The following is a 19,503-nucleotide window of genomic DNA, read 5'->3' as shown; positions in this document are numbered from 1 at the left end:
TTACAATTCCGAGGAACGAGGAATCTTCGCAAGAAACTCCACAAAGTAAATCTTCAATCTTTGTCGAGCTACTAACGAAGATTCCTCGTTCCTCGGAATGACAAGATTGCAGAAATACCAGATGTAAAAAACATGACCAAAAACAATAATCCTATGAATCCCAAAATCATAAAAAAAACATTTTTCATCTTACTTCTTATATTTTACTGCGTAAACATTTCGGCACAATCGAAACATGTTTTGTGGTACAAACAACCGGCAGAATTTTTGAAGAAAGCTTGGTTTTAGGAAATGGGAAAATGGGTGCGACAGTTTATAGTGGCGCAAATTCAGATAAAATTGATTTGAATGACATTACACTTTGGTCAGGCGAACCAGTAAATGCCAATATGAGTCCAGAAGCTTATAAAAACATACCAGCCATTCGCGAAGCATTAAAAAACGAAAATTATAAACTAGCAGAAGAACTCAACAAAAAAGTTCAAGGCAAAAACTCTGAATCATATGCGCCTTTAGGAACTTTGGAAATCAATAATTCCGAAAAAGGAAAAGCGGTAAATTATCATCGCGAACTCGATCTTTCGAATGCAATTTCAAAAGTAAGTTACGAAATGGCAGGTATAAAATACACACGTGAATATTTTGTATCAGCGCCAGATCAAATTATGATCATCAAATTAACGGCCGATCAAAAAGGCGCTTTGAATTTTGATGTTAATTTAAAAAGCCTTTTACAGTCAAATGTAGAAGTAAAAGGAAATATATTGGTAATGACGGGTGTCGCGCCAATTCACGAAAATGCGGGATATACCGTTTTGCCAAAATATTTGAACATAAAAGATAGAGGAACAAAATTTACGACTTTGATCCAAATCAAAAAAACAGACGGAAAAATTACAAGTTCCAGAGAATCTTTGACTTTAAAAGATGCTACAGAAGCCATTATTTTTGTTTCTGTTGCAACTAGTTTTAATGGTTTTGACAAAAATCCGGCAACCGAAGGTTTAGACGATATTACAAATGCCTTGCAAAATTTGAATAAAGCGTATGCAAAACCATTCGATAAAATAAAAGAATCTCATATCGCCGATTATCAAAAATTCTTTAATCGTGTCGATTTAGACCTTGGAAAAACTTCCGCTCCAGATTTGCCAACAGACGAACGTTTACTGCGCTACGCTGAGGGAAAGGAAGATAAAAATCTTGAAATTCTGTATTTCAATTTTGGACGCTATTTATTGATTAGTTCCTCAAGAACAATTGGTGTTCCGGCAAATCTTCAAGGACTTTGGAATCCATATTTAAATCCGCCTTGGAGCAGTAATTATACCATGAATATTAATTTGGAAGAAAATTACTGGTTGGCCGAAAACACCAATCTTTCAGAAATGCATTTGCCTCTTTTAAGTTTTATAAAAAATCTTTCCGTAACCGGAAAAGTGACGGCAAAGACTTTTTATGGAATAAATCAAGGCTGGGTGGTCGCTCATAACTCAGATATTTGGGCAATGACAAATCCGGTTGGGCAATTTGGAAAAGAAGAACCTATGTGGGCATGCTGGCCAATTGCGGGTGCATGGCTGAGTACGCATATTTGGGAACATTATACATTTACACAAGATGTAAACTATTTGAAAAAGAAGGTTATCCTTTGATGAAAGGGGCGACCGAATTTTGCTTGAGCTGGCTGGTAACTGATAAAAACGGAAATCTAATTACTTCGCCGTCCACTTCGCCAGAAAATCAATATAAATTGGCAGATGGTTTTGTGGGCGCAACATTGTACGGAGGAACTGCCGATTTGGCGATGATTCGCGAATGTTTTGACAAAACCATAAAAGCTTCAAAAGTATTGAATACAGATGCCACTTTTAGGGATAAACTGGAAAAAGCGCTTGAGAAATTTCATCCGTATCAAATTGGGAAAAAAGGAAATCTTCAAGAATGGTATTTTGATTGGGATGACAACGAACCTAAGCATCGTCATCAATCGCATTTATTCGGACTTTTTCCAGGAAATCATATTACGCCATTAAAAACACCTGATTTGGCCGAAGCTTCAAGAAAAACGCTCGAAATAAAAGGCGACGAAACAACAGGTTGGTCAAAAGGTTGGAGAATCAATCTTTGGGCAAGACTTTGGGACGGAAATCGTGCGTATAAAATGTATCGTGAATTATTGCGCTATGTTGATCCAGACAAAAAGAAAACTGACAAGCCAAGACGAGGAGGAGGAACGTATCCGAATTTATTCGATGCGCATCCGCCATTTCAAATCGACGGAAATTTTGGTGGTACAGCCGCAGTTGCCGAAATGTTAGTTCAATCTGATGAAAATGAAATCCGTTTGCTTCCTGCTTTACCAGATGCGTGGGAAGAAGGCTCTGTAAAAGGAATTTGTGCAAGAGGCGGATTTGAAATTGAAATGAATTGGAGCAATAAAACGATTCAAAAACTAATAGTTTCTTCTAAAATTGGTGGAAAAACAACTTTGATTTTTGGAGATAAAAAACAAGAAGTTGTTTTGAAAAAAGGAGAAAGCGTAGAAATAAATTTTTAAAAATAGTATTTTAATTTATAGGTAGATAAGCTTCGGAGAAGCGAAATATTTATAGAATAAAATAAACATTCGGACGGTTTAATTTCTATAAATATATCGCCTCGCTAAGGCTTTTTAATAACAAACCCGACAAGTTTCAAAAACCTGTCGGGTCTAATCTTATAATAATACGACTATTATTTTTCTGTCTGTTCTTTTTCTTCTTCTGGTTTTTCGGAATGTTCTTTTTTAAACGTTTCGTACCATTTTTCAATTGATGGAAATACAAAAGCGGCAACTTTCTTCACTGGATTGTAGAAAATCGATTTGTCTAAAGTTTCTTGTTTTGCAAAAGTATTGTTGAAGTTTATTTTTTCGAACAAAGCAATAAAAATGCTCAAGATCAAAATAGTTTTTAAAACTCTGAAAAAACCGCCACCAAGTTTATTCATCCAACCCAACATCGCAAAATCAGCGATTCCGGTCAAGATTTTAGCTAAAAAATAAATACCAATTACAACTAGAATAAAAGTCAGAATAAAAGCCGTAATCTGAATATTTGTCGGATTCCAAGAAACATGTTTTGATATCATTCCGGTCAATAATGACGAAAATTTAATCGCCAAATAAATTCCTAATAACAAAGAAATAAAAGAAGCAACTTCAACAAAAAGCCCGTTTTTGATTCCTTTGTACAAACTATATCCTAAAAGCGCGCCAACAATAATATCAAAAAAACTCATGATTTGGTTTATGTTAAATGTGGCGCAAAGATATATCTTTTTTAAGGTTCAAAGTGACATAGTTGCAAAGGCTCAGAGGTTTTTTTATGTTTTGCGAACTCATTTTTTAAGCGCATTGATTTTGAAGTGCGTATCTTTGCAACTCTAATTTTAGATTTTTAAATCAGCAATCTAAAATCTAAAATCTAAAATCATAAATTAAATGTCCAGAGATACACAACTAAAAGAGCGCTGGGAAAAGCTCGTCGATATACTTTCAAATCAATTTTCGCAAGGTGAAGATTTAGATTTAGATGCGATAATTTACCTTATTGGAGTTCAGGAATACGGAAAAGTACACCGTCAATACAAAAAAGACGAAAAACTGAACTTAATGCACATTGCAATCTGCCGATTGTTAGAGCCATACGGATTTTATGAATTCGAATATTTTGATGAAGACGGATGGCCACATTACAAAGTAAAAGAACAATTACCGCCTTTAAAAGCAGGAGAACAATCTGTGTTGATGAAAGAAGCAATTGTAAGTTATTTTTTAGAAAGAAAGCTGATTGAATAGCATTATTTGAAGTTAAAATTGCAGTTTATGGAATTATTTGGCAGAAAATCGAAAACTACTAGCGTGACTATACACTTTAAACTAAAAACACTAAATTTGTATTCTCAAGAACCGAAGGAAAATGATAGATAAGATAAAAGTACATATAGAGGAAGCAAAAGCCTTTAATGAGAAAAATAAAGAATCTTTAGAGCAATTCCGAATTAAATATTTAGGAAGTAAGGGGTTATTAAAAGAACTTTTTACTGAGTTTAAAAATATTCCAAACGATCAGAAAAAAGATTTTGGACAAGTAATCAATACCTTAAAAGCTGTTGCTGAAGAAAAAGTAAAACAGATTCAGGAAGAGCTTGAAAGCAAAGAAGAGGTTAAAGGAGTTTTTGGAGATTTAACGCGTGCTCGCAGAACCAGTAATTATTGGTTCGCGCCACCCAATTTCTATCGTTAAAAATCAGATTATAGATATTTTTGCTAATATCGGATTCAACGTTTCTGAAGGTCCAGAAATTGAAGACGATTGGCATAATTTTACAGCATTGAACTTGCCAGAATATCATCCGGCGCGTGATATGCAAGATACATTTTTCATTCAGACAAATCCTGATGTGTTGTTGCGCACGCATACATCATCGGTTCAGGTGCGTTATATGGAAAATCACAAACCGCCAATTCGTACGATTTCACCGGGACGTGTTTTCCGTAACGAAGCGATTTCATCTCGTTCGCACTGTATTTTCCATCAAGTGGAAGGTTTGTACATTGATAAAGATGTTTCATTTGCTGATTTGAAGCAAACGTTGCTTTATTTTACAAAAGAAATGTTCGGAAAATCTAAAATTCGTCTTCGTCCGTCATATTTTCCATTTACAGAGCCGAGTGCTGAAATTGATATTTATTGGGGACTAAAAACTGAAACGGATTATAGAATTACAAAAGGAACAGGTTGGTTAGAAATTGGAGGTTGCGGAATGGTAGATCCAAATGTTCTTAAAAATTGCGATATCAATCCAGATGAATACAACGGATTCGCTTTCGGAATGGGAGTGGAGCGTATTGCAATGCTTTTATACCAAATTGGAGACATCCGTATGTTTTATGAAAACGATGTTCGTTTCTTAGAGCAGTTTAAATCAAATATTTAAGAATAAAGTTATTAGTAAATAGTGATTAGTGAGAAGCTTTCTTTCTAATCACTATTTACTTTTTACTAATCACTAAGATTATGAAAAAAGATATAATAATTCCAGAAGTCGAAAACGTGTTTCTTGCCGCTGTACAGGAATGGAGCGACGATTTTATGGAAAAAGTGTGGTACGCTTATTTAGTTAATGATAGTGATTTTAACTTAGACAGCGTAATGGTAGTTTCAAAAGCATTTGGAACTATTGATGGAGAGATGAAAAAAACTTCGATTTTGCGTCATGCTTTTGTTGAGGTGCCTTCGGTTTCTGTTGTAAAGATAGAATTGGTCGAAAAGAGCCTTCTAGCGCTTAATAACGAATTCATGGTAACTTTCTTCATCGGAAATACTTTGTACGATAAGAAGTTCATTTTTAAGGCCAATTCGCTTGACGAAAACAAAACGGAAGAAGTGCCGATTTTGTTTGTTGAAGGGATTATGGTGAAATAAGAATCAAGAACAAAGAAGCAAAAGAAAAGACTTTTTATGTTGAGGAATGAAAAAAGTAAATGTTCTGATCAAGAAAAACCCTGAAATTATTACGTTAATCATTTGGCTAATAATTTTCGTTGCTCTAGGGTTATTTTATAATAATTTAAAAGCGATGTTAATAGTTTTCCTTGGAATTGTTGTGTTCGGAATAATAATAGGAATTATGCCTTTTTTGGCAAACATCTTTAAACTGATTTATTAATTATCGTTTAATTTTTATAATAATAAGGTTAAAAAAAGAGTCAAGATTAAATAAGTCTTGACTCTTTTTTTATGTTTAAGAAATCTATTTTCTTTGCTCTTGCTTCTTTCTTCTGAAATCAATCCAAGGACTCAGTCAATTTTCTAAATACAGATTTTGCATCTTTCCCTTCATATAAAACAGCGTAAACAGCGTCTATAATTGGCGTTTTGGCACCGTAGCCTTGATTTAGTTTGTAAGCACTTTTTGTTGCGTAGTAACCTTCGGCAACCATGCTCATTTCCATCATGGCACTTTTTACTGTGTATCCTTTTCCGATCATATTTCCGAACATTCTGTTTCTAGAGAAAACTGAATATCCTGTAACCAATAAATCGCCCAAATAAGCTGAGTCATTGATGTTGCGTTTCATTTTATGCACTTTTCTGATGAACTTTTTCATCTCGCGAATCGCATTACTCATTAAAACCGATTGGAAATTGTCGCCATAACCTAAACCATGAGCAATTCCGGTCGCAATAGAGTAAATGTTTTTCAGCATAGCAAGCATATTCAGTTCCGATAATATCGTCTGAGATTTTTGCTTTGATGTAATTTCCAGAAAGAGATTTGGCAACATTGCACGCTTTTTCAGGATCGCCGCAAGCAATTGTCAAATACGAAAGTCTTTCAAGAGCAACTTCTTCGGCGTGGCAAGGTCCTGTGATTACGCCAATATTGTAATAAGGAATATCGTATTGAATATGGAAATGCTCTCCAACAATCAAACTAGTTTCAGGAACGATTCCTTTGATTGCCGAAAAAATAATTTTGTCTGACAAAGAAACCGTCATGTTTTTCATTTCGGCATCTAAAAAAGCAGATGGGATAGCGAAGATCAAATAATCGGCATATTCAATTGCTTCGTTGATATTGTTGGTCAATTTAAGTTTTTTGGTGTCAAATTCTACCGAACTTAAATAGTTTGGGTTGTGTTTGTATTTCTGAATGTGCTCTATTGCGGCGTCATTGCGCATATACCACGCAATTTCAGATTGATTAACGCATAACATTTTTGCAATTGCCGTGGCCCAGCTTCCTCCTCCAATTACTGCAAATTTCAAATTTTCGCTCATTATTTTAATAATTTAAAACAAAAGTACTTAATAATGTGCTAATAAAGCAAAACCTCATTTAAGAAATTTGTAAAACTCCCTTAAAAACAACGGTTTTCAGGAGGTTAGAAAAAGAAATAAAAAAATATTTTGCATCACACACAATAAAATAAGAAGCCTTACGTTGTAAGTGATTATAAATTAGAATTTTAATGAATTTAATAAAAATTGAGTTAGTTAGTTTTGTTTTAGTATTGTGAAAAGGCGTTCCTAAAATAGTTTAAGAACGCCTTTTTTATGAAATTCCAATAAAAAAATCCAAATTCCAGTTTTGAGCCATTGGAATTTGGATTTTTTATTTTGGAATTTATATGTTAGTAGCTAAGTTCCACAATTGATTTTACTTTGTCTAGAGTTACCAACTGATTTTCGCCTAAACCTTTCCAGCCTCTTTCTTCAAAACGATTTACAATGAAATCTGCTGTGTTTGAATAGTCGTTTGTATATTGTGAAAGTTTGGTATCCATTCCCATTGTGTGGAAAAATTCAACTGTTTTGTTGATGGCTTCTTTTGCCACTTCGTCATCTGAACCTGTTAGGTTGAAGATTCTTCTTCCGTATTGAGCTAGTTTGCCTTTTTTGGTTTCAAACATTACTTTGTATAAGCTTGGGCCAATAATAGCAAGAGTTCTCGCGTGATCAATTTCATAAAGCGCTGTCAATTCATGGCCAATCATATGCGTTGCCCAATCGCTTGGAACTCCTTTTTGAATTAATCCGTTTAAGGCCATCGTACAGCTCCACATAAAATTAGAAGCTAATGTATAATCAGTTGGGTTTTCTATAACGCCTGGACCAACTTGAATTAGTGTTTGTAAAATACCTTCGGCAATTCTATCTTGAAGAAAACCTTCGTGCGGATAAGTCAAGTATTGCTCCATTACATGCGTGTATGCATCGACAACACCATTTTGAATTTGTCTTTTTGGTAAAGAAGCAATTACAGTTGGATCACAAATAGAGAATTTTGGAAATAAAGCACTTCCGCCAGAAGCTAATTTTTCTTGAGTTGCTTCAATCGTTACAACGTATCCAGAATTCATTTCACTTCCCGTTGCTGGTAAAGTTAAAACAGTTCCAAATGGCATTGCATTTTCTTTAATTAAAATTCTTTTTGAAGAATATCGATTGGGTTTCCTTCAAAATTTACTGCGCCCGAAATAAATTTTACACCATCAATTACAGAACCACCGCCAACAGCAAGTATAAAGTCGATTTTTTCTGCCTTGATCACATCAACAGCCTTCATTAAAGTTTCAAATCTTGGATTTGGCTCGATTCCGCCAAATTCTACTATTTCAAAACCTTTTAAATTTTGGATTACTTGATCGTAAATTCCGTTTTTAAAAATACTTCCACCTCCGTAAGCCAATAAAATTTTAGCATCTTTTGGTACTAAAGTCGAAAGTTTTTCAATTTGTCCTTTTCCGAAGATTAAATTCGTCGGATTGTATAATTCAAAGTTTAGCATTTTTTTTTGAGTTTCTAAGATGCTAAGATTCTAAGTGGCTAAGTTTTTTATAAGTGGATTCAGAATCTTAGTATCGGGTTGATTTTATTTTTTCAATTATTTAAATAGAATTTAAGTTGCTAAAAGAAAGACTTAGTACCTTAGAATCTTAGCAACTTAGCATCTTTTAATTCAATTTCTGTAATAATTTTCCAGCTACTAGTTTTGATGATGCTGGATTTTGTCCTGTAATCAAAAGTCCGTCTTCAACAGCATAAGGTTGCCAGTTTGGTCCTTTTGAAAAAATGCCTCCGTTTGAGGCTAATGCATCTTCTAATAAAAACGGAACTACTTTTGTCAAACCAACAGCTTCTTCCTCTTCATTAGTAAAACCTGTAATTTTTTTGCCTTTCACTAAATATTGACCGTTTACTTTGACGTTTTTCAAAACTGCAGGAGCGTGACAAACAAAAGCTACCGGTTTATTGTGTGTGTAAAAAGATTCGATTAAAGCAATTGAATATCGATCTTGAACTAAATCCCAAAGTGGGCCGTGTCCTCCTGGATAAAAAACCGCATCATAATCTTTTTGATTAACGGTTGAAAGCTTCAATGTGTGTTTTAATTTTTCTTGTAAAACTTTGTCGGCGTCAAAGCGTTTTGTGTCTTCGGTTGCTGATGACGGATCAGCACTTTTTGGATCAATTGGCGGCTGTCCTCCAAGCGGAGATGCAATTGTGATTTCAACGCCTTGATCTAATAATTCGTAATATGGTGCGACAAATTCTTCAGACCAAAATCCTGTCTTTTCTCCTGTATTGCCCAGCTTATCGTTGCTGGTAACAACAAATAATACTTTTTTCATTCCTTTTCTATTTGATTTTTGAGCCACAGCAGTTGTGCTTAAGGCTGTAAATGCAATTATTGCGAGTAATGCTATTTTCTTCATAAGATTAAATTTTTGACAAATTTACGGCTTAGATGATATCAGTAAAAATAAAATAAACTATGTTTGTTATAAATAAAATTATATCATGGTAAATCTAGAATGGTACAGAACATTTAAAGCGGTTTATAAAAATGGTAATTTTTCGGTCGCCGCAAAAGAGTTGTTTATGAGCCAGCCTGCCGTTAGTCAGCAAATTTCAATGCTGGAGGCGCATGTTGGGAATAAATTGTTCAATCGAAAGTCAAAAGGCGTAGAACCAACGGAATACGCTAAGTTACTGAATAATTTGATTATAGATGCGCTTGACCGACTGGAAAGTGTAGAAACCAGTTTTCGAGCAAAAGCTGAAGATGCTACTAGGCTAATTTCTGTAGGTATTTCAAAACATCTTTTTGACTGCGTTGGAAATTTGCTGATTTCTAAATTTGATCTTATCGATTTTACATTTGCCGAAAATGATGAATTGTTTGCCTTGGTAGATGCCAAAAAACTAGATTTTGCAATTACAACAAAAAGGTTTGATACTTTTGATACGACTTATGAAATTGTCGGAAAAATCAAGTTGATTTTAGTTGCTCCAACAAGTTTGGATATTACTGAGTTCCGCCAGAGATTAAAAGCAGATAATTATACTGAAATAGAACACTGGCTCAATGCCCAAAAATGGTATAGCCACGATGCTAGAATTCCGCATATAAAATTATTCTGGTTGCATGCTTTTAATAAAAAAAGACCTTCGATGGTTCCGAATTACATTATTCCTTCGGAGTCTGAAATGTTGCGTCTTTTATCTAAAAATGAAGGAATAGCGGCAACTTGGAACTGCAATGCTAGAAATTATATCAAAGAAAATAAATTACAGTTGGTTTGGAATAGTTTTCATGTTCCTGAAGAATTTGTGTACTTGCTAGCTCCAAAAAATAATAACTTAAAATCGTTTTTTGATGTAATTGAGAAAGAATTAAAACTGTTTTTTGGTAACAGATTATGATTAAAATCATTGCTTTTTGGTTTTTTATGTAATAATTTTGATAGTATAAACCACTAAAATTTCAAAAATGAAAAAGATTGTAACAATTTTAATCCTAGTTCTTGTTTTTTTTATGAGTAATTCTTGTAGCAAAGCACTAGACTCTATAGTTGATTGTACAGGGGAATCGGTATTAGTTAAACTTGAGCATAGCCCAGATGCGGCAAATTCTAAGAAGATTAATTTTTCGTTTTATTATGCAGGAAGTGGAACTGTGCAAGCAGTAACATGGAATTTTGGTGACGGAAGTGCTCCAGTGGCAGGTAAAGAAGTTTCTCATACCTACAGTGCACCTGGAACTTATGTTGTTAAAGTTGATGGAAGTATTAAAAAAGATGATAGTAACTGTACTATGAAACCACAAAGAACTATTACTGTAGAGTAAACTAGTACAAAAGATATTTTATAAAGAGCCAATTTTATAGTTTATTGCTTTGGTAATAAATTATAAAATTGGCTCTCATTCGTTATATTTGTTCGAATATGATTTTTAAATATGGAAAAATTGCAAAATATTAGAATTGCTGTTGATGCTATTGTTTTCGGATATAAAAATAATGGTTTGTATGTATTGTTGATTGAACAGCAATTTGGTACTTCAGAAAAATATTGGGCTTTGCCGGGCGGTTTAGTTCAGGACAACGAATCTTTGAAAGATGCAGTTATTCGAGAATTGCATGAAGAAACCAATGTGCAATTGACTTTTATGGAACAATTGTACACATTTGGAGATGATATTAATCGCGATTCCAGAAATCGTGTTGTTTCGGTGGCATATTATGCTTTAGTGGATGCCTCAAATTTGGAAATTAAAGCCGATACTGATGCCGAGAGAGTACAATGGTTTAAAATTGATGAAATTCCGTCTTTGGCATTTGATCATAATTTAATTTTAAAAAAGGGTATTGAAAGGCTAAAAGCAAAACTGACTTACGAACCCATTGGTTTCGATTTACTTCCAGAAGAATTCTTGTTTTCAGATCTTGAAAACCTTTACTGCACGATTTTAGAAAAAGAAATCGACCGCCGAAATTTCAGAAAAAAATACTGAGTTACGGTATTTTGGAGGAAACTGAAAAATTTTCACCAGTTAAAACAGGTCGGCCGGCAAAACTTTTTAAGTTCAATAAGTTGAAATATAACGAGTTAATTGAAAAAGATTTTCACTTTGAAATTAAGTTTGCGTAATTTTTACACAAAATAAATTGTTTATTCAAAACTAAATCCTACATTTGCGTATAATTAACGCAAACTAAAAACTATGATACTAAATCTTGACCCAAATTTCACTCCTTTTCAAAACCAGGAAGAAATCAAATTTCAAAGTTTTACATTTTCTGGAGGAGAACCTCACATTAAAATCAGTCCAGATTTTGATCCGAATCAAAAAATTACCATTACGCATAGATTAAACTCTTTCAACGATTTAGGTTTGTTGTGCATTACAGTGGATGCTTTACGCAGAATGGACGTTAAAATTATCGATCTTTTTATCCCATATTTTCCAGTCATGAGACAAGATCGTGTTATGATTCCAGGTGAACCTTTGTCTGTAAAAGTTTATGCTGACATTATAAACGGAATGCAATTGAACAAAGTTTTTGTTTTTGATGCACATTCAGAAGTTACGCCTGCTTTACTGAATAATAGCATTATAATTCCGAATTATACTTTTATAAAAGCAGTTTTAGAAAACATCGGAAATGATGTAAAACTAATTTCTCCAGACGGCGGCGCTCTAAAGAAAATCTATAAAGTTTCTGAATTTTTAGGAGGAGTTGAAGTCGTAGAATGCAGTAAAAGCCGTGATGTAAAAACTGGAAAACTGTCTGGTTTTAAAGTCTATGAAGATGATTTAAACGGAATGGATTGTTTAATTGTAGATGATATTTGCGACGGAGGAGGAACTTTTGTAGGATTAGCTGAAGAATTGAAAAAGAAAAATGCTGGAAAATTATACCTAGCAGTAAGCCACGGAATTTTTAATAAAGGATTTGAAGTTTTAAACTGCTTCGACGGAATTTTTACTACAAACTCTTTTAAAGATTTTGAAGGTGAAAAGGTTGAGGTTATAAAATTAGAATTATGAATAAAAATTACAGAGTAGAAATAGCAAATAAAACTTTAGAAATCATAAAGAATGGCTTTTATGAATGTAAAGGGAAAAAGATTGTAATAGAAAAAGAACTTGAAGAATCTATAAAAAATACGTTTACAATTGCGCCAAATGATTGGAATACAATCTTAAAAGATCCAATTGAAAATAAGTTTGAAACAGAAATCGTTACAAAAAACTGTTCCACAATTGAAGCAATTATTCAGGAGGAAAGTGGCAAAATCTGCGTCCTGAATTTTGCTTCTGCGAAAAATCCGGGTGGTGGGTTTTTAGGAGGAGCTTCAGCTCAAGAAGAGAGCCTGGCCAGATCTTCAAACCTTTACGAAACACAAATCAAAGACAAAGCGATGTATGATTTTAACAGAAATCAATCTTCGTTTTTATATTCAGATTATATGATTTATAGTTCGGAAGTTTTGTTTTGGAATGATGATAATGGAGATTATTTTGAAAAACCATTTATTGTAGACGTAATTACAGCAGCGACGACCAAACAAAGGCGCAATGCTCGCAACATAACAGGAAAGAAGAAATTGCCAGAATAGAAGACGTTTTAAAAAACAGAATGGATAAAGTGTTGGCAATTGCTTTAAAAGAAAAAAGTGATACATTAATTTTAGGAGCTTGGGGTTGCGGTGTTTTTAGAAATGAAACTAAAGATGTGGCGCGTTTGTTCAAAGAAATCATTGCTGAAAAATATGCAGGAGCTTTTAAAAAAATAGTTTTTGCAGTATTTGACAATTCTGAAAAGAAATCAAACTTTAAGCTGTTTGAAGATGTGTTTAATTAGTTTCAGGTTTCAAGTTATCTGTGTGATATGAAAGTTGAAAATTGGAACAAAAAACAAACAAAATGAAATACAATATAGATAACATAGCTCCAGAAAGTAAATTTTTATTTTTCTGGGGACACCAGCCAAGCAAAGACGGAACGATTACTAAAACTTGCTTCAGTCAATGGTGGATAAGTTCTTTTGAAGTTGCTGGCGTGACTTACAAAACAGCCGAACACTGGATGATGGCAAAAAAGGCCGAATTGTTTAAGGATCAGGAAATTTTAGGAAAAATCATAAAATGCAATTCACCTGCTGAAGCCAAAAAATTAGGCCGTAAAGTGAGAAACTACGACGACAAAATCTGGTTGGAAAACCGATTTGAAATTGTAAAACAAGGAAACTTTCACAAATTCAATCAAAATCCAGATTTGAAAACGTTTCTCTTAAATACAAATGACAGGATTATTGTAGAAGCGAGCCCAGTAGATCCAATTTGGGGAATCGGAATGGCAAGCGATCATACAGAGGCGCTAAATCCTGAAAAATGGAAAGGATTGAATCTTTTAGGTTTTGCTTTGATGGAGGTTAGGGATGAATTGAGATAAATTTTGGAGATGAAAATAGAACTTCTAAAAGCAGATATAACAGAAATTGAGGTTGATGCGATTGTTAATGCCGCAAATACTTCCCTGTTAGGTGGAGGAGGAGTTGATGGAGCTATCCACAGAAAGGGAGGAAAAGCTATTTTAGAGGAATGCATCCAAATTCGCAATAAGCAAGGCGGATGTAAAACAGGCGAAGCGGTTATAACGACAGCAGGAAATCTACCTTCAAAATATGTTATTCATACAGTCGGACCAGTTTGGAATGGTGATAAAGAAGAGAAATCTAAATTACTAGCGGATTGTTATAAAAATAGCTTGAATCTTGCTGTTCGAAACGGAATTAAATCCATTGCTTTTCCAAATATCAGTACTGGAATTTATCATTTTCCAAAAGATAAAGCGACAGAAATTGCTGTAAAAACCATAAAAGATTTTGAAAAATCGTCTGAAATAGAGAAAGTAATATTTATCTGTTTCGATGATGAAAATTATAAGATTTACAAAAGTCTTTTGCAGATCGAAGATGTTCCGTAGGAACATTTCATCGGTAGAAAAAAATATTAATTATGAATGAAAATATAGCAAAGAGCGTCAGCAAGTTTTTAAGCCTGGTGCTCAGACATTCGCCAGAAAAAATCGGATTAAAGTTAGATGAAAACGGTTGGGCAGATGTCAATGAATTAATAGAAAAATGTACTAAAAAAGGGAATCGTCTCGACGCCGAACTTTTAGATTACGTTGTCGAAAACAATGATAAAAAGCGTTTTGCTTATAACGACGATAAAACCAAAATTCGTGCAAGCCAAGGACATTCTATTTCTGTTGAATTAAATTTAATAGAAACTGAACCTTCTGAATATTTGTATCACGGAACTGTTGGAAAATTCATGGAAAGCATTCAAAAAGAAGGTTTAAAAAAATGAGTCGTCAGCATGTTCATCTTTCTAAAGATAAAGAAACGGCTATTAAAGTAGGAAGCAGAAGAGGAATTCCGCAGATTCTGACCGTTAGAAGTGGTGCCATGTACAGGGACGGATTTAAGTTTTATTTGTCTGAAAATAATGTTTGGCTAACTGATGAAGTTCCGGCAAAATATATCGAATTTAAATCATGAAAAGAACTTTAGTTTTTGGAGATATTCATGGCGGATTAAAAGCATTAATTCAGCTATTGGAAAGAATTCATTATTCAGAAGATGATCGATTTATTTTTCTTGGCGATTATGTTGATGGTTGGAGCGAATCTAAACAGCTAATTGATTTTCTTATTGAATTATCCCAAAAGCAGGAATGTATTTTTATAAAAGGAAATCATGATGCCTGGTGTCAGGAATGGTTAGAAAATGATATCATAAATGATATTTGGTTTTTGCATGGAGGAAAATCGACAGTAGAAAGTTATAAGGAAATTAATTCTTCCGATAAAGAAAAGCATCTCGAATTCTTCAACAGAATGAAAGATTATTTTGTAGACGAAAAGAACAATTTATTCATTCATGCTGGTTTCTCATCGATGCACGGTCCAGAAAAAGAACATTACAAAACCAATTATTCGTGGGACAGAACCTTATGGGAAATGGCTTTGACAATGGACAAGAGAATCAAAAAAGATTCACTTTCATACCCAAAAAGATTACTGCTTTTTAATGAAATTTATATTGGTCACACGCCAACACTTCATTATGATGTCGAAATCCCGATGCAAGGATGCAATGTCTGGAATATTGATACAGGAGCTGGTTTTTACGGAAAATTAACTTGTCTGGATATTGAAACAAAAGAATTTTGGCAAAGCAATTCTGTACAGACGTTTTATCCAAATGAAAGAGGAAGAAATAAATAGAGTTATGAAAAGAATTTACAAAGCACCAGAAGAAATTCCTTTAAGCATCGATGCAAAAACCATTTTTTTGGCTGGTTCAATAGAAATGGACAAAGCGGTAGATTGGCAAAAACATTGTGAAGAATTGTTACAAGATCAATTTGTAATCTTTAATCCAAGAAGAAGCGAGTGGGACAGCGGCTGGTCGCAAACCATAGAAAATCCTAATTTTAAAGAGCAAGTCAATTGGGAGCTTAATGCATTAGAAAGAGCAGATATAATTATTATGTTTTTTGCAGAGAATACAATGTCGCCCATATCTTTACTGGAATTTGGACTTTATGCTCAAACGAATAAAATGAAAGTTGTGGTAGAGGAAAATTTCTGGAGAAAAGGAAACATTGATATTGTATGTGAGAGATATTCAGTAGAACAGTTTAAAACATTGGATGAACTAATTCAAAATTTATTAAAATAAAAATATATGAACCCATTATTACTAACCGACGGTTACAAAGTTGACCACAGAAGACAATACCCAGACGGAACAACATTAGTATATTCTAACTGGACGCCTCGTAAATCTAGAATTGAAGGATTAGATGAGGTTGTGTTTTTCGGATTGCAATATTTCATCAAAAAATATATTATTCACGATTTTGAGCAATATTTCTTCAAACAACCAAAAGAAGAAGTAGTTAAAAAATACGCTCGAAAAATCAATAATTATTTGGGCGAAAATCAAGTTGGAACTAAACATATCGAAGATTTACACAATTTAGGATATATTCCAATGGTATTTAAAGCATTGCCAGAAGGAGCAAGCGTTCCGTTGAGAGTGCCAATGTTTACGATGTACAATACAATTCCGGAGTTTTTCTGGTTAACAAATTATTTCGAAACTTTATTATCTGCTGTAATCTGGCTTCCTTGCAACTCAGCTACAATTGCAAAAGAATACAGAAAAGTTTTGGACAAATATGCAGAGGAAACTTCATCTGTTCCAGAGTTTGTAGACTGGCAAGCACACGATTTCTCAATGAGAGGAATGGGCGGAATCGAAGCCGCTGTAACTTCTGCATCAGGACATTTATTGAGCTTTACAGGATCTGATACGATTCCGGCAATTGATTTCTTAGAAGAATATTACAATGCCAATTCAGATCACGAATTGGTTGCAGGTTCAGTAGCGACTACAGAACACTCTGTTATGTGTATGGGGACTACAGAAGGCGAGTATGAAACCTTCAAAAGATTAATTACAGAAGTGTACCCAAAAGGAATTGTTTCTATAGTTTCTGACACTTGGGATTTATGGAAAGTTTTAACTGATTATCTTCCAAGATTGAGGAAAGATATCGTTTCAAGAGAAGGTAAAGTGGTAATTCGTCCTGACAGCGGTGATCCAGTTGATATTATCTGCGGAAATCCAAACGGAAAAACAGAACAAGAGAAAAAAGGAGTTATCGAATTGCTTTGGGATGTTTTTGGAGGTACAACAAATGCTAAAGGATTCAAAGAATTGGTTCCGCAAATCGGTGCTATTTACGGAGATAGTATTACGGTAGCAAGAGCAACTCAAATCTGCGAAAGATTAAAAGCCAAAGGATTTGCTTCTACAAATGTTGTTTTAGGAATTGGATCTTTCACATATCAATATAATACCAGAGATACTTTTGGTTTTGCAATGAAGGCAACTTATGGAGAAGTAAACGGAGAAGGAAGAGCGATCTTCAAAGATCCGATTACGGATGACGGAACGAAAAAATCGGCTAAAGGATTAATGAAAATTGATTTAATTGATGGCAGATATCAATTAACGGATAATGTTTCTTGGGAAGAAGAAAAACAAGGTGAATTGAAAGAAGTTTTTAGAGATGGAAAACTTTTAGTTGATCAATCACTGAGTGAAATCAGAACGAGAATAAAAAGCGAAGTGAGTATGGAAGCTTAATTATAAAACGAAAGCCTGAATGAAAGTTCAGGCTTTTTTTATGATTTGAGTTTTTTGCGTTTTGTTTTGTCATTTCTGTAAAGGTTAGATATTTCGGTAACAAAATTTAAATTTAATAAATTTTGTTACGATGAGAAATAATAGTCAAGATTGTACATTAGAGAGGAACTATTTAGAGAAATATCGTTTCTTGATAAAAGAATATGAGCAGGTGAAAAACAAAACTCATCCACTTTATAAAAAGGCGATGGATTTTTACACAGCAAATGACACGTGCAGAAAAAGTTTCTTAAAGTATTATAATCGCTATAAACAGAGTGGGAAATCTCAGGATCTATTGCCTCAAAAGCGAGGTCCAAAATATAAAACCCGACGTCCTTTGCCTTTTATAGAACAAAAAGTAATCGAATTAAGAGAAAAAGGAAACAACAAATATGAAATTGTTAGTATCTTAAATCCCAAATTAGGAAAACATGCACCATCATATTCTGGAGTTTATAATATTTTAAAAAGGCATAAAATAAATAGATTAACTCCGAAGATTAAAAAGAATCATCAGAAAATAATCAAGGAAAGAATGGGACAGCTGGGTCATATTGATTGTCATTATTTAAGTAAAAGCATAATTCGTGGAGAAAATAAAAAACTCTATTTAGTCTGTGTAATTGATGATTACAGCCGGATTGCCTGGGCAGAATTAGTTCCAGACATTACCAGTTTAACAGTGATGTTTGCGTCATTAAAATGCTTAAACATCCTAAGCAGTCATTATGAAATAAAATTTGAAGAGATATTATCTGATAATGGAGCTGAATTTGGACCTAAAACAAGCAAAGTCAAAAATAACCATCCATTTGAAAGAATGCTGATGGAATTAGGAATCGTGCACCGATATACAAAACCTTACCGTCCACAGACAAATGGTAAAGTAGAGCGGTTTTGGAGAACTCTGGAAGACGATTTATTAAGAGACACGGATTTTGATTCTCAAGAAGAGCTAAAAGAAGAATTATTACAATATTTATATTATTATAATCACGAAAGACCACATCAGGGAATCGATGGAAAAAAGCCAATTGAAATGATAAATCCGTTACCGAAATAAGTGACTTTTACAATTTCGACGAAGGAGAAATCTTCGTAAGAAACTCTACAAAGATTGGCGATTTACTATATGGAGCTACTTGCGAAGATTTCTCCTTCGTCGAAATGACAAGATTGTGTAGAATTATTCTTTCGAGAATAACAAAAAACCTCCAGTTAAAACTGGAGGCAATTCAAGTTATTATTTCTTATAAAAATTATTATGATCAATATATCCCCATACCTTCGGCGGTAACAAAGGCTGAATATTTTTCCCCTCTTTAATGCTTTTTCGAATAAAAGTCGAAGAAATCTCGACAATTGGTGCATCGATTACATGAATTTTTGGATGTGATTTTAATTCGACATTTTCCGGTTCATCAGAGATTCTAGGATACACATAAATATCATGGTTTTCTAGAATCACTTCATAATTTCTCCATTTATGAAACGTTTTCAGATTGTCTTCACCCATAATTAGCGAAAACTCATGATTTGGATATTTCTCTTGTAAATGTGCGAGAGTGATAACGGTATAGCTCGGTTGAGGTAATTTAAACTCAATATCAGACGGTTTTATCTTCGGATAATCTTCTGTTGCCAAAAAAACCATTTGAAGGCGCTGTTGATCGTCTAATAAGGTTGCTTTTTTCTTCAGCGGATTATGAGGCGTAACAACCATCCAAATTTGATCTAAATCAGCAAACTCAGCCATGTGATTGGCAATGATCAAATGACCAACGTGTATTGGGTTATATGTTCCGAAGTATAGACCTACTTTCATTTTTTATAGTTTCACAGAGAGTCGCTAAGATAGCACAAAGATTCGCAAAGTTTTATTTCAACTTGGC

General features: G+C 33.8%; 18 protein-coding genes and 5 pseudogenes. 18 read left to right on the top strand and 5 right to left on the bottom strand.

Going from position 1 to position 19,503, the window contains the following annotated elements; translation table 11 throughout:
- Window positions 1-242 precede the first annotated feature (242 nt).
- Together ACQ9BO_RS01285 and ACQ9BO_RS01280 are read left to right on the top strand one after the other, a co-directional pair.
- Entirely contained in the window at window positions 243-1,655 is a 1,413-nt protein-coding gene (locus tag ACQ9BO_RS01285) for a glycoside hydrolase family 95 protein (RefSeq protein WP_431243341.1), read from the top strand.
- Window positions 1,577-2,560 carry a glycosyl hydrolase family 95 catalytic domain-containing protein gene (locus tag ACQ9BO_RS01280; protein WP_431243340.1) on the top strand — a complete coding sequence of 328 codons (984 nt, stop codon included), beginning with the start codon at window positions 1,577-1,579 and terminating at the stop codon, window positions 2,558-2,560. The genes ACQ9BO_RS01285 and ACQ9BO_RS01280 overlap by 79 nt, the downstream gene beginning before the upstream one ends.
- 176 nt (window positions 2,561-2,736) lie before the next feature.
- Here ACQ9BO_RS01280 and ACQ9BO_RS01275 read toward each other — a convergent pair whose 3' ends face one another.
- Window positions 2,737-3,282, bottom strand: a complete 546-nt coding sequence (locus tag ACQ9BO_RS01275) for a CvpA family protein (protein WP_431243339.1) — start codon at window positions 3,280-3,282, stop codon at window positions 2,737-2,739.
- Between the two features lie 202 nt (window positions 3,283-3,484).
- On the opposite strand from ACQ9BO_RS01275, the gene ACQ9BO_RS01270 reads away from it, so the two are divergent.
- The 3 genes and pseudogenes from ACQ9BO_RS01270 to ACQ9BO_RS01260 all read left to right on the top strand — a co-directional run bounded on the left by ACQ9BO_RS01270 (window position 3,485) and on the right by ACQ9BO_RS01260 (window position 5,471).
- The gene (locus ACQ9BO_RS01270) at window positions 3,485-3,841 is read left to right on the top strand and encodes a hypothetical protein (protein WP_431243338.1); all 357 of its coding nucleotides are present in this window, start codon (window positions 3,485-3,487) and stop codon (window positions 3,839-3,841) included.
- Window positions 3,842-3,962: 121 nt separating this feature from the next.
- A pseudogene (gene pheS, locus ACQ9BO_RS01265) lies at window positions 3,963-4,983 on the top strand (phenylalanine--tRNA ligase subunit alpha).
- Between the two features lie 80 nt (window positions 4,984-5,063).
- Window positions 5,064-5,471, top strand: a complete 408-nt coding sequence (locus ACQ9BO_RS01260) for a hypothetical protein (protein ID WP_111287353.1) — start codon at window positions 5,064-5,066, stop codon at window positions 5,469-5,471.
- Between the two features lie 362 nt (window positions 5,472-5,833).
- Here the strand turns inward: ACQ9BO_RS01260 and ACQ9BO_RS01255 are convergent.
- From ACQ9BO_RS01255 to ACQ9BO_RS01245, 3 genes and pseudogenes are all read right to left on the bottom strand, one after another.
- Window positions 5,834-6,830, bottom strand: a pseudogene (locus tag ACQ9BO_RS01255) (NAD(P)H-dependent glycerol-3-phosphate dehydrogenase).
- Between the two features lie 353 nt (window positions 6,831-7,183).
- Window positions 7,184-8,340, bottom strand: a pseudogene (locus ACQ9BO_RS01250) (iron-containing alcohol dehydrogenase).
- 166 nt (window positions 8,341-8,506) lie between these two features.
- Complete coding sequence (locus ACQ9BO_RS01245) at window positions 8,507-9,268, bottom strand: type 1 glutamine amidotransferase domain-containing protein (protein ID WP_431243337.1); 762 nt, start codon at window positions 9,266-9,268, stop codon at window positions 8,507-8,509.
- Window positions 9,269-9,353: 85 nt separating this feature from the next.
- Here ACQ9BO_RS01245 and ACQ9BO_RS01240 point away from each other — a divergent pair, with 85 nt between their 5' ends.
- The 13 genes and pseudogenes from ACQ9BO_RS01240 to ACQ9BO_RS01180 all read left to right on the top strand — a co-directional run bounded on the left by ACQ9BO_RS01240 (window position 9,354) and on the right by ACQ9BO_RS01180 (window position 18,674).
- Window positions 9,354-10,259 carry a LysR family transcriptional regulator gene (locus ACQ9BO_RS01240; RefSeq protein WP_431243336.1) on the top strand — a complete coding sequence of 302 codons (906 nt, stop codon included), beginning with the start codon at window positions 9,354-9,356 and terminating at the stop codon, window positions 10,257-10,259.
- Window positions 10,260-10,326: 67 nt separating this feature from the next.
- The gene (locus ACQ9BO_RS01235) at window positions 10,327-10,683 is read left to right on the top strand and encodes a PKD domain-containing protein (protein ID WP_431243335.1); all 357 of its coding nucleotides are present in this window, start codon (window positions 10,327-10,329) and stop codon (window positions 10,681-10,683) included.
- A gap of 111 nt (window positions 10,684-10,794) precedes the next feature.
- Window positions 10,795-11,486 (top strand): annotated as a pseudogene (locus ACQ9BO_RS01230) (NUDIX hydrolase).
- A gap of 73 nt (window positions 11,487-11,559) precedes the next feature.
- A complete protein-coding gene (prs, locus tag ACQ9BO_RS01225) occupies window positions 11,560-12,387 on the top strand; it encodes a ribose-phosphate diphosphokinase (RefSeq protein ID WP_431243334.1) in 828 nt (275 codons plus the stop codon).
- A complete protein-coding gene (locus tag ACQ9BO_RS01220) occupies window positions 12,384-12,959 on the top strand; it encodes a TIGR02452 family protein (RefSeq protein WP_431243333.1) in 576 nt (191 codons plus the stop codon). Before prs ends, ACQ9BO_RS01220 begins: the two co-directional genes overlap by 4 nt.
- A 20-nt stretch (window positions 12,960-12,979) precedes the next feature.
- Window positions 12,980-13,204, top strand: a complete 225-nt coding sequence (locus tag ACQ9BO_RS01215; protein ID WP_431243332.1) for a TIGR02452 family protein — start codon at window positions 12,980-12,982, stop codon at window positions 13,202-13,204.
- A gap of 62 nt (window positions 13,205-13,266) precedes the next feature.
- Window positions 13,267-13,794, top strand: a complete 528-nt coding sequence (locus tag ACQ9BO_RS01210) for an NADAR family protein (RefSeq protein ID WP_431243331.1) — start codon at window positions 13,267-13,269, stop codon at window positions 13,792-13,794.
- A 9-nt stretch (window positions 13,795-13,803) separates the two neighbouring features.
- Window positions 13,804-14,328, top strand: a complete 525-nt coding sequence (locus tag ACQ9BO_RS01205) for an O-acetyl-ADP-ribose deacetylase (protein WP_431243330.1) — start codon at window positions 13,804-13,806, stop codon at window positions 14,326-14,328.
- A gap of 32 nt (window positions 14,329-14,360) precedes the next feature.
- A pseudogene (locus ACQ9BO_RS01200) lies at window positions 14,361-14,908 on the top strand (RNA 2'-phosphotransferase).
- Window positions 14,905-15,636, top strand: a complete 732-nt coding sequence (locus ACQ9BO_RS01195; RefSeq protein WP_431243329.1) for a metallophosphoesterase family protein — start codon at window positions 14,905-14,907, stop codon at window positions 15,634-15,636. The pseudogene ACQ9BO_RS01200 and the gene ACQ9BO_RS01195 overlap by 4 nt, the downstream one beginning before the upstream one ends.
- 4 nt (window positions 15,637-15,640) lie before the next feature.
- Window positions 15,641-16,093 carry a nucleoside 2-deoxyribosyltransferase domain-containing protein gene (locus ACQ9BO_RS01190; RefSeq protein WP_431243328.1) on the top strand — a complete coding sequence of 151 codons (453 nt, stop codon included), beginning with the start codon at window positions 15,641-15,643 and terminating at the stop codon, window positions 16,091-16,093.
- 6 nt (window positions 16,094-16,099) lie between these two features.
- Window positions 16,100-17,569: a nicotinate phosphoribosyltransferase gene (locus tag ACQ9BO_RS01185; protein WP_431243327.1), complete on the top strand. Its 1,470-nt coding sequence runs from the start codon at window positions 16,100-16,102 to the stop codon at window positions 17,567-17,569.
- 130 nt (window positions 17,570-17,699) lie between these two features.
- Entirely contained in the window at window positions 17,700-18,674 is a 975-nt protein-coding gene (locus ACQ9BO_RS01180; protein WP_431241922.1) for an integrase core domain-containing protein, read from the top strand.
- Window positions 18,675-18,854: 180 nt separating this feature from the next.
- On the opposite strand, the gene nadD is transcribed toward ACQ9BO_RS01180, so the two are convergent.
- The gene (gene nadD, locus ACQ9BO_RS01175; RefSeq protein ID WP_431243326.1) at window positions 18,855-19,436 is read right to left on the bottom strand and encodes a nicotinate (nicotinamide) nucleotide adenylyltransferase; all 582 of its coding nucleotides are present in this window, start codon (window positions 19,434-19,436) and stop codon (window positions 18,855-18,857) included.
- Window positions 19,437-19,503 lie beyond the last annotated feature (67 nt).

The sequence above is a fragment of the Flavobacterium sp. P21 genome, assembly GCF_050632225.1.
In the GTDB taxonomy this organism is placed as follows: domain Bacteria; phylum Bacteroidota; class Bacteroidia; order Flavobacteriales; family Flavobacteriaceae; genus Flavobacterium.
The sequence above is the reverse complement of the archived record's forward strand: the minus strand, read 5'-3'. Positions and strand labels throughout refer to the sequence as shown.

Excerpts from the sequence above, each read along its gene's own strand:
- ACQ9BO_RS01220 (WP_431243333.1), top strand. The coding sequence starts at position 12,384 with ATGAATAAAAATTACAGAGTAGAAATAGCAAATAAAACTTTAGAAATC.
- ACQ9BO_RS01215 (WP_431243332.1), top strand. The coding sequence starts at position 12,980 with ATGGATAAAGTGTTGGCAATTGCTTTAAAAGAAAAAAGTGATACATTA.
- ACQ9BO_RS01260 (WP_111287353.1), top strand. The coding sequence starts at position 5,064 with ATGAAAAAAGATATAATAATTCCAGAAGTCGAAAACGTGTTTCTTGCC.
- ACQ9BO_RS01210 (WP_431243331.1), top strand. The coding sequence starts at position 13,267 with ATGAAATACAATATAGATAACATAGCTCCAGAAAGTAAATTTTTATTT.
- nadD (WP_431243326.1), bottom strand. The coding sequence starts at position 19,436 with ATGAAAGTAGGTCTATACTTCGGAACATATAACCCAATACACGTTGGT.
- ACQ9BO_RS01185 (WP_431243327.1), top strand. The coding sequence starts at position 16,100 with ATGAACCCATTATTACTAACCGACGGTTACAAAGTTGACCACAGAAGA.
- ACQ9BO_RS01240 (WP_431243336.1), top strand. The coding sequence starts at position 9,354 with ATGGTAAATCTAGAATGGTACAGAACATTTAAAGCGGTTTATAAAAAT.
- ACQ9BO_RS01190 (WP_431243328.1), top strand. The coding sequence starts at position 15,641 with ATGAAAAGAATTTACAAAGCACCAGAAGAAATTCCTTTAAGCATCGAT.
- ACQ9BO_RS01275 (WP_431243339.1), bottom strand. The coding sequence starts at position 3,282 with ATGAGTTTTTTTGATATTATTGTTGGCGCGCTTTTAGGATATAGTTTG.
- ACQ9BO_RS01205 (WP_431243330.1), top strand. The coding sequence starts at position 13,804 with ATGAAAATAGAACTTCTAAAAGCAGATATAACAGAAATTGAGGTTGAT.
- ACQ9BO_RS01180 (WP_431241922.1), top strand. The coding sequence starts at position 17,700 with ATGAGAAATAATAGTCAAGATTGTACATTAGAGAGGAACTATTTAGAG.
- ACQ9BO_RS01235 (WP_431243335.1), top strand. The coding sequence starts at position 10,327 with ATGAAAAAGATTGTAACAATTTTAATCCTAGTTCTTGTTTTTTTTATG.
- ACQ9BO_RS01280 (WP_431243340.1), top strand. The coding sequence starts at position 1,577 with ATGGCTGAGTACGCATATTTGGGAACATTATACATTTACACAAGATGT.
- ACQ9BO_RS01195 (WP_431243329.1), top strand. The coding sequence starts at position 14,905 with ATGAAAAGAACTTTAGTTTTTGGAGATATTCATGGCGGATTAAAAGCA.
- ACQ9BO_RS01270 (WP_431243338.1), top strand. The coding sequence starts at position 3,485 with ATGTCCAGAGATACACAACTAAAAGAGCGCTGGGAAAAGCTCGTCGAT.
- prs (WP_431243334.1), top strand. The coding sequence starts at position 11,560 with ATGATACTAAATCTTGACCCAAATTTCACTCCTTTTCAAAACCAGGAA.
- ACQ9BO_RS01245 (WP_431243337.1), bottom strand. The coding sequence starts at position 9,268 with ATGAAGAAAATAGCATTACTCGCAATAATTGCATTTACAGCCTTAAGC.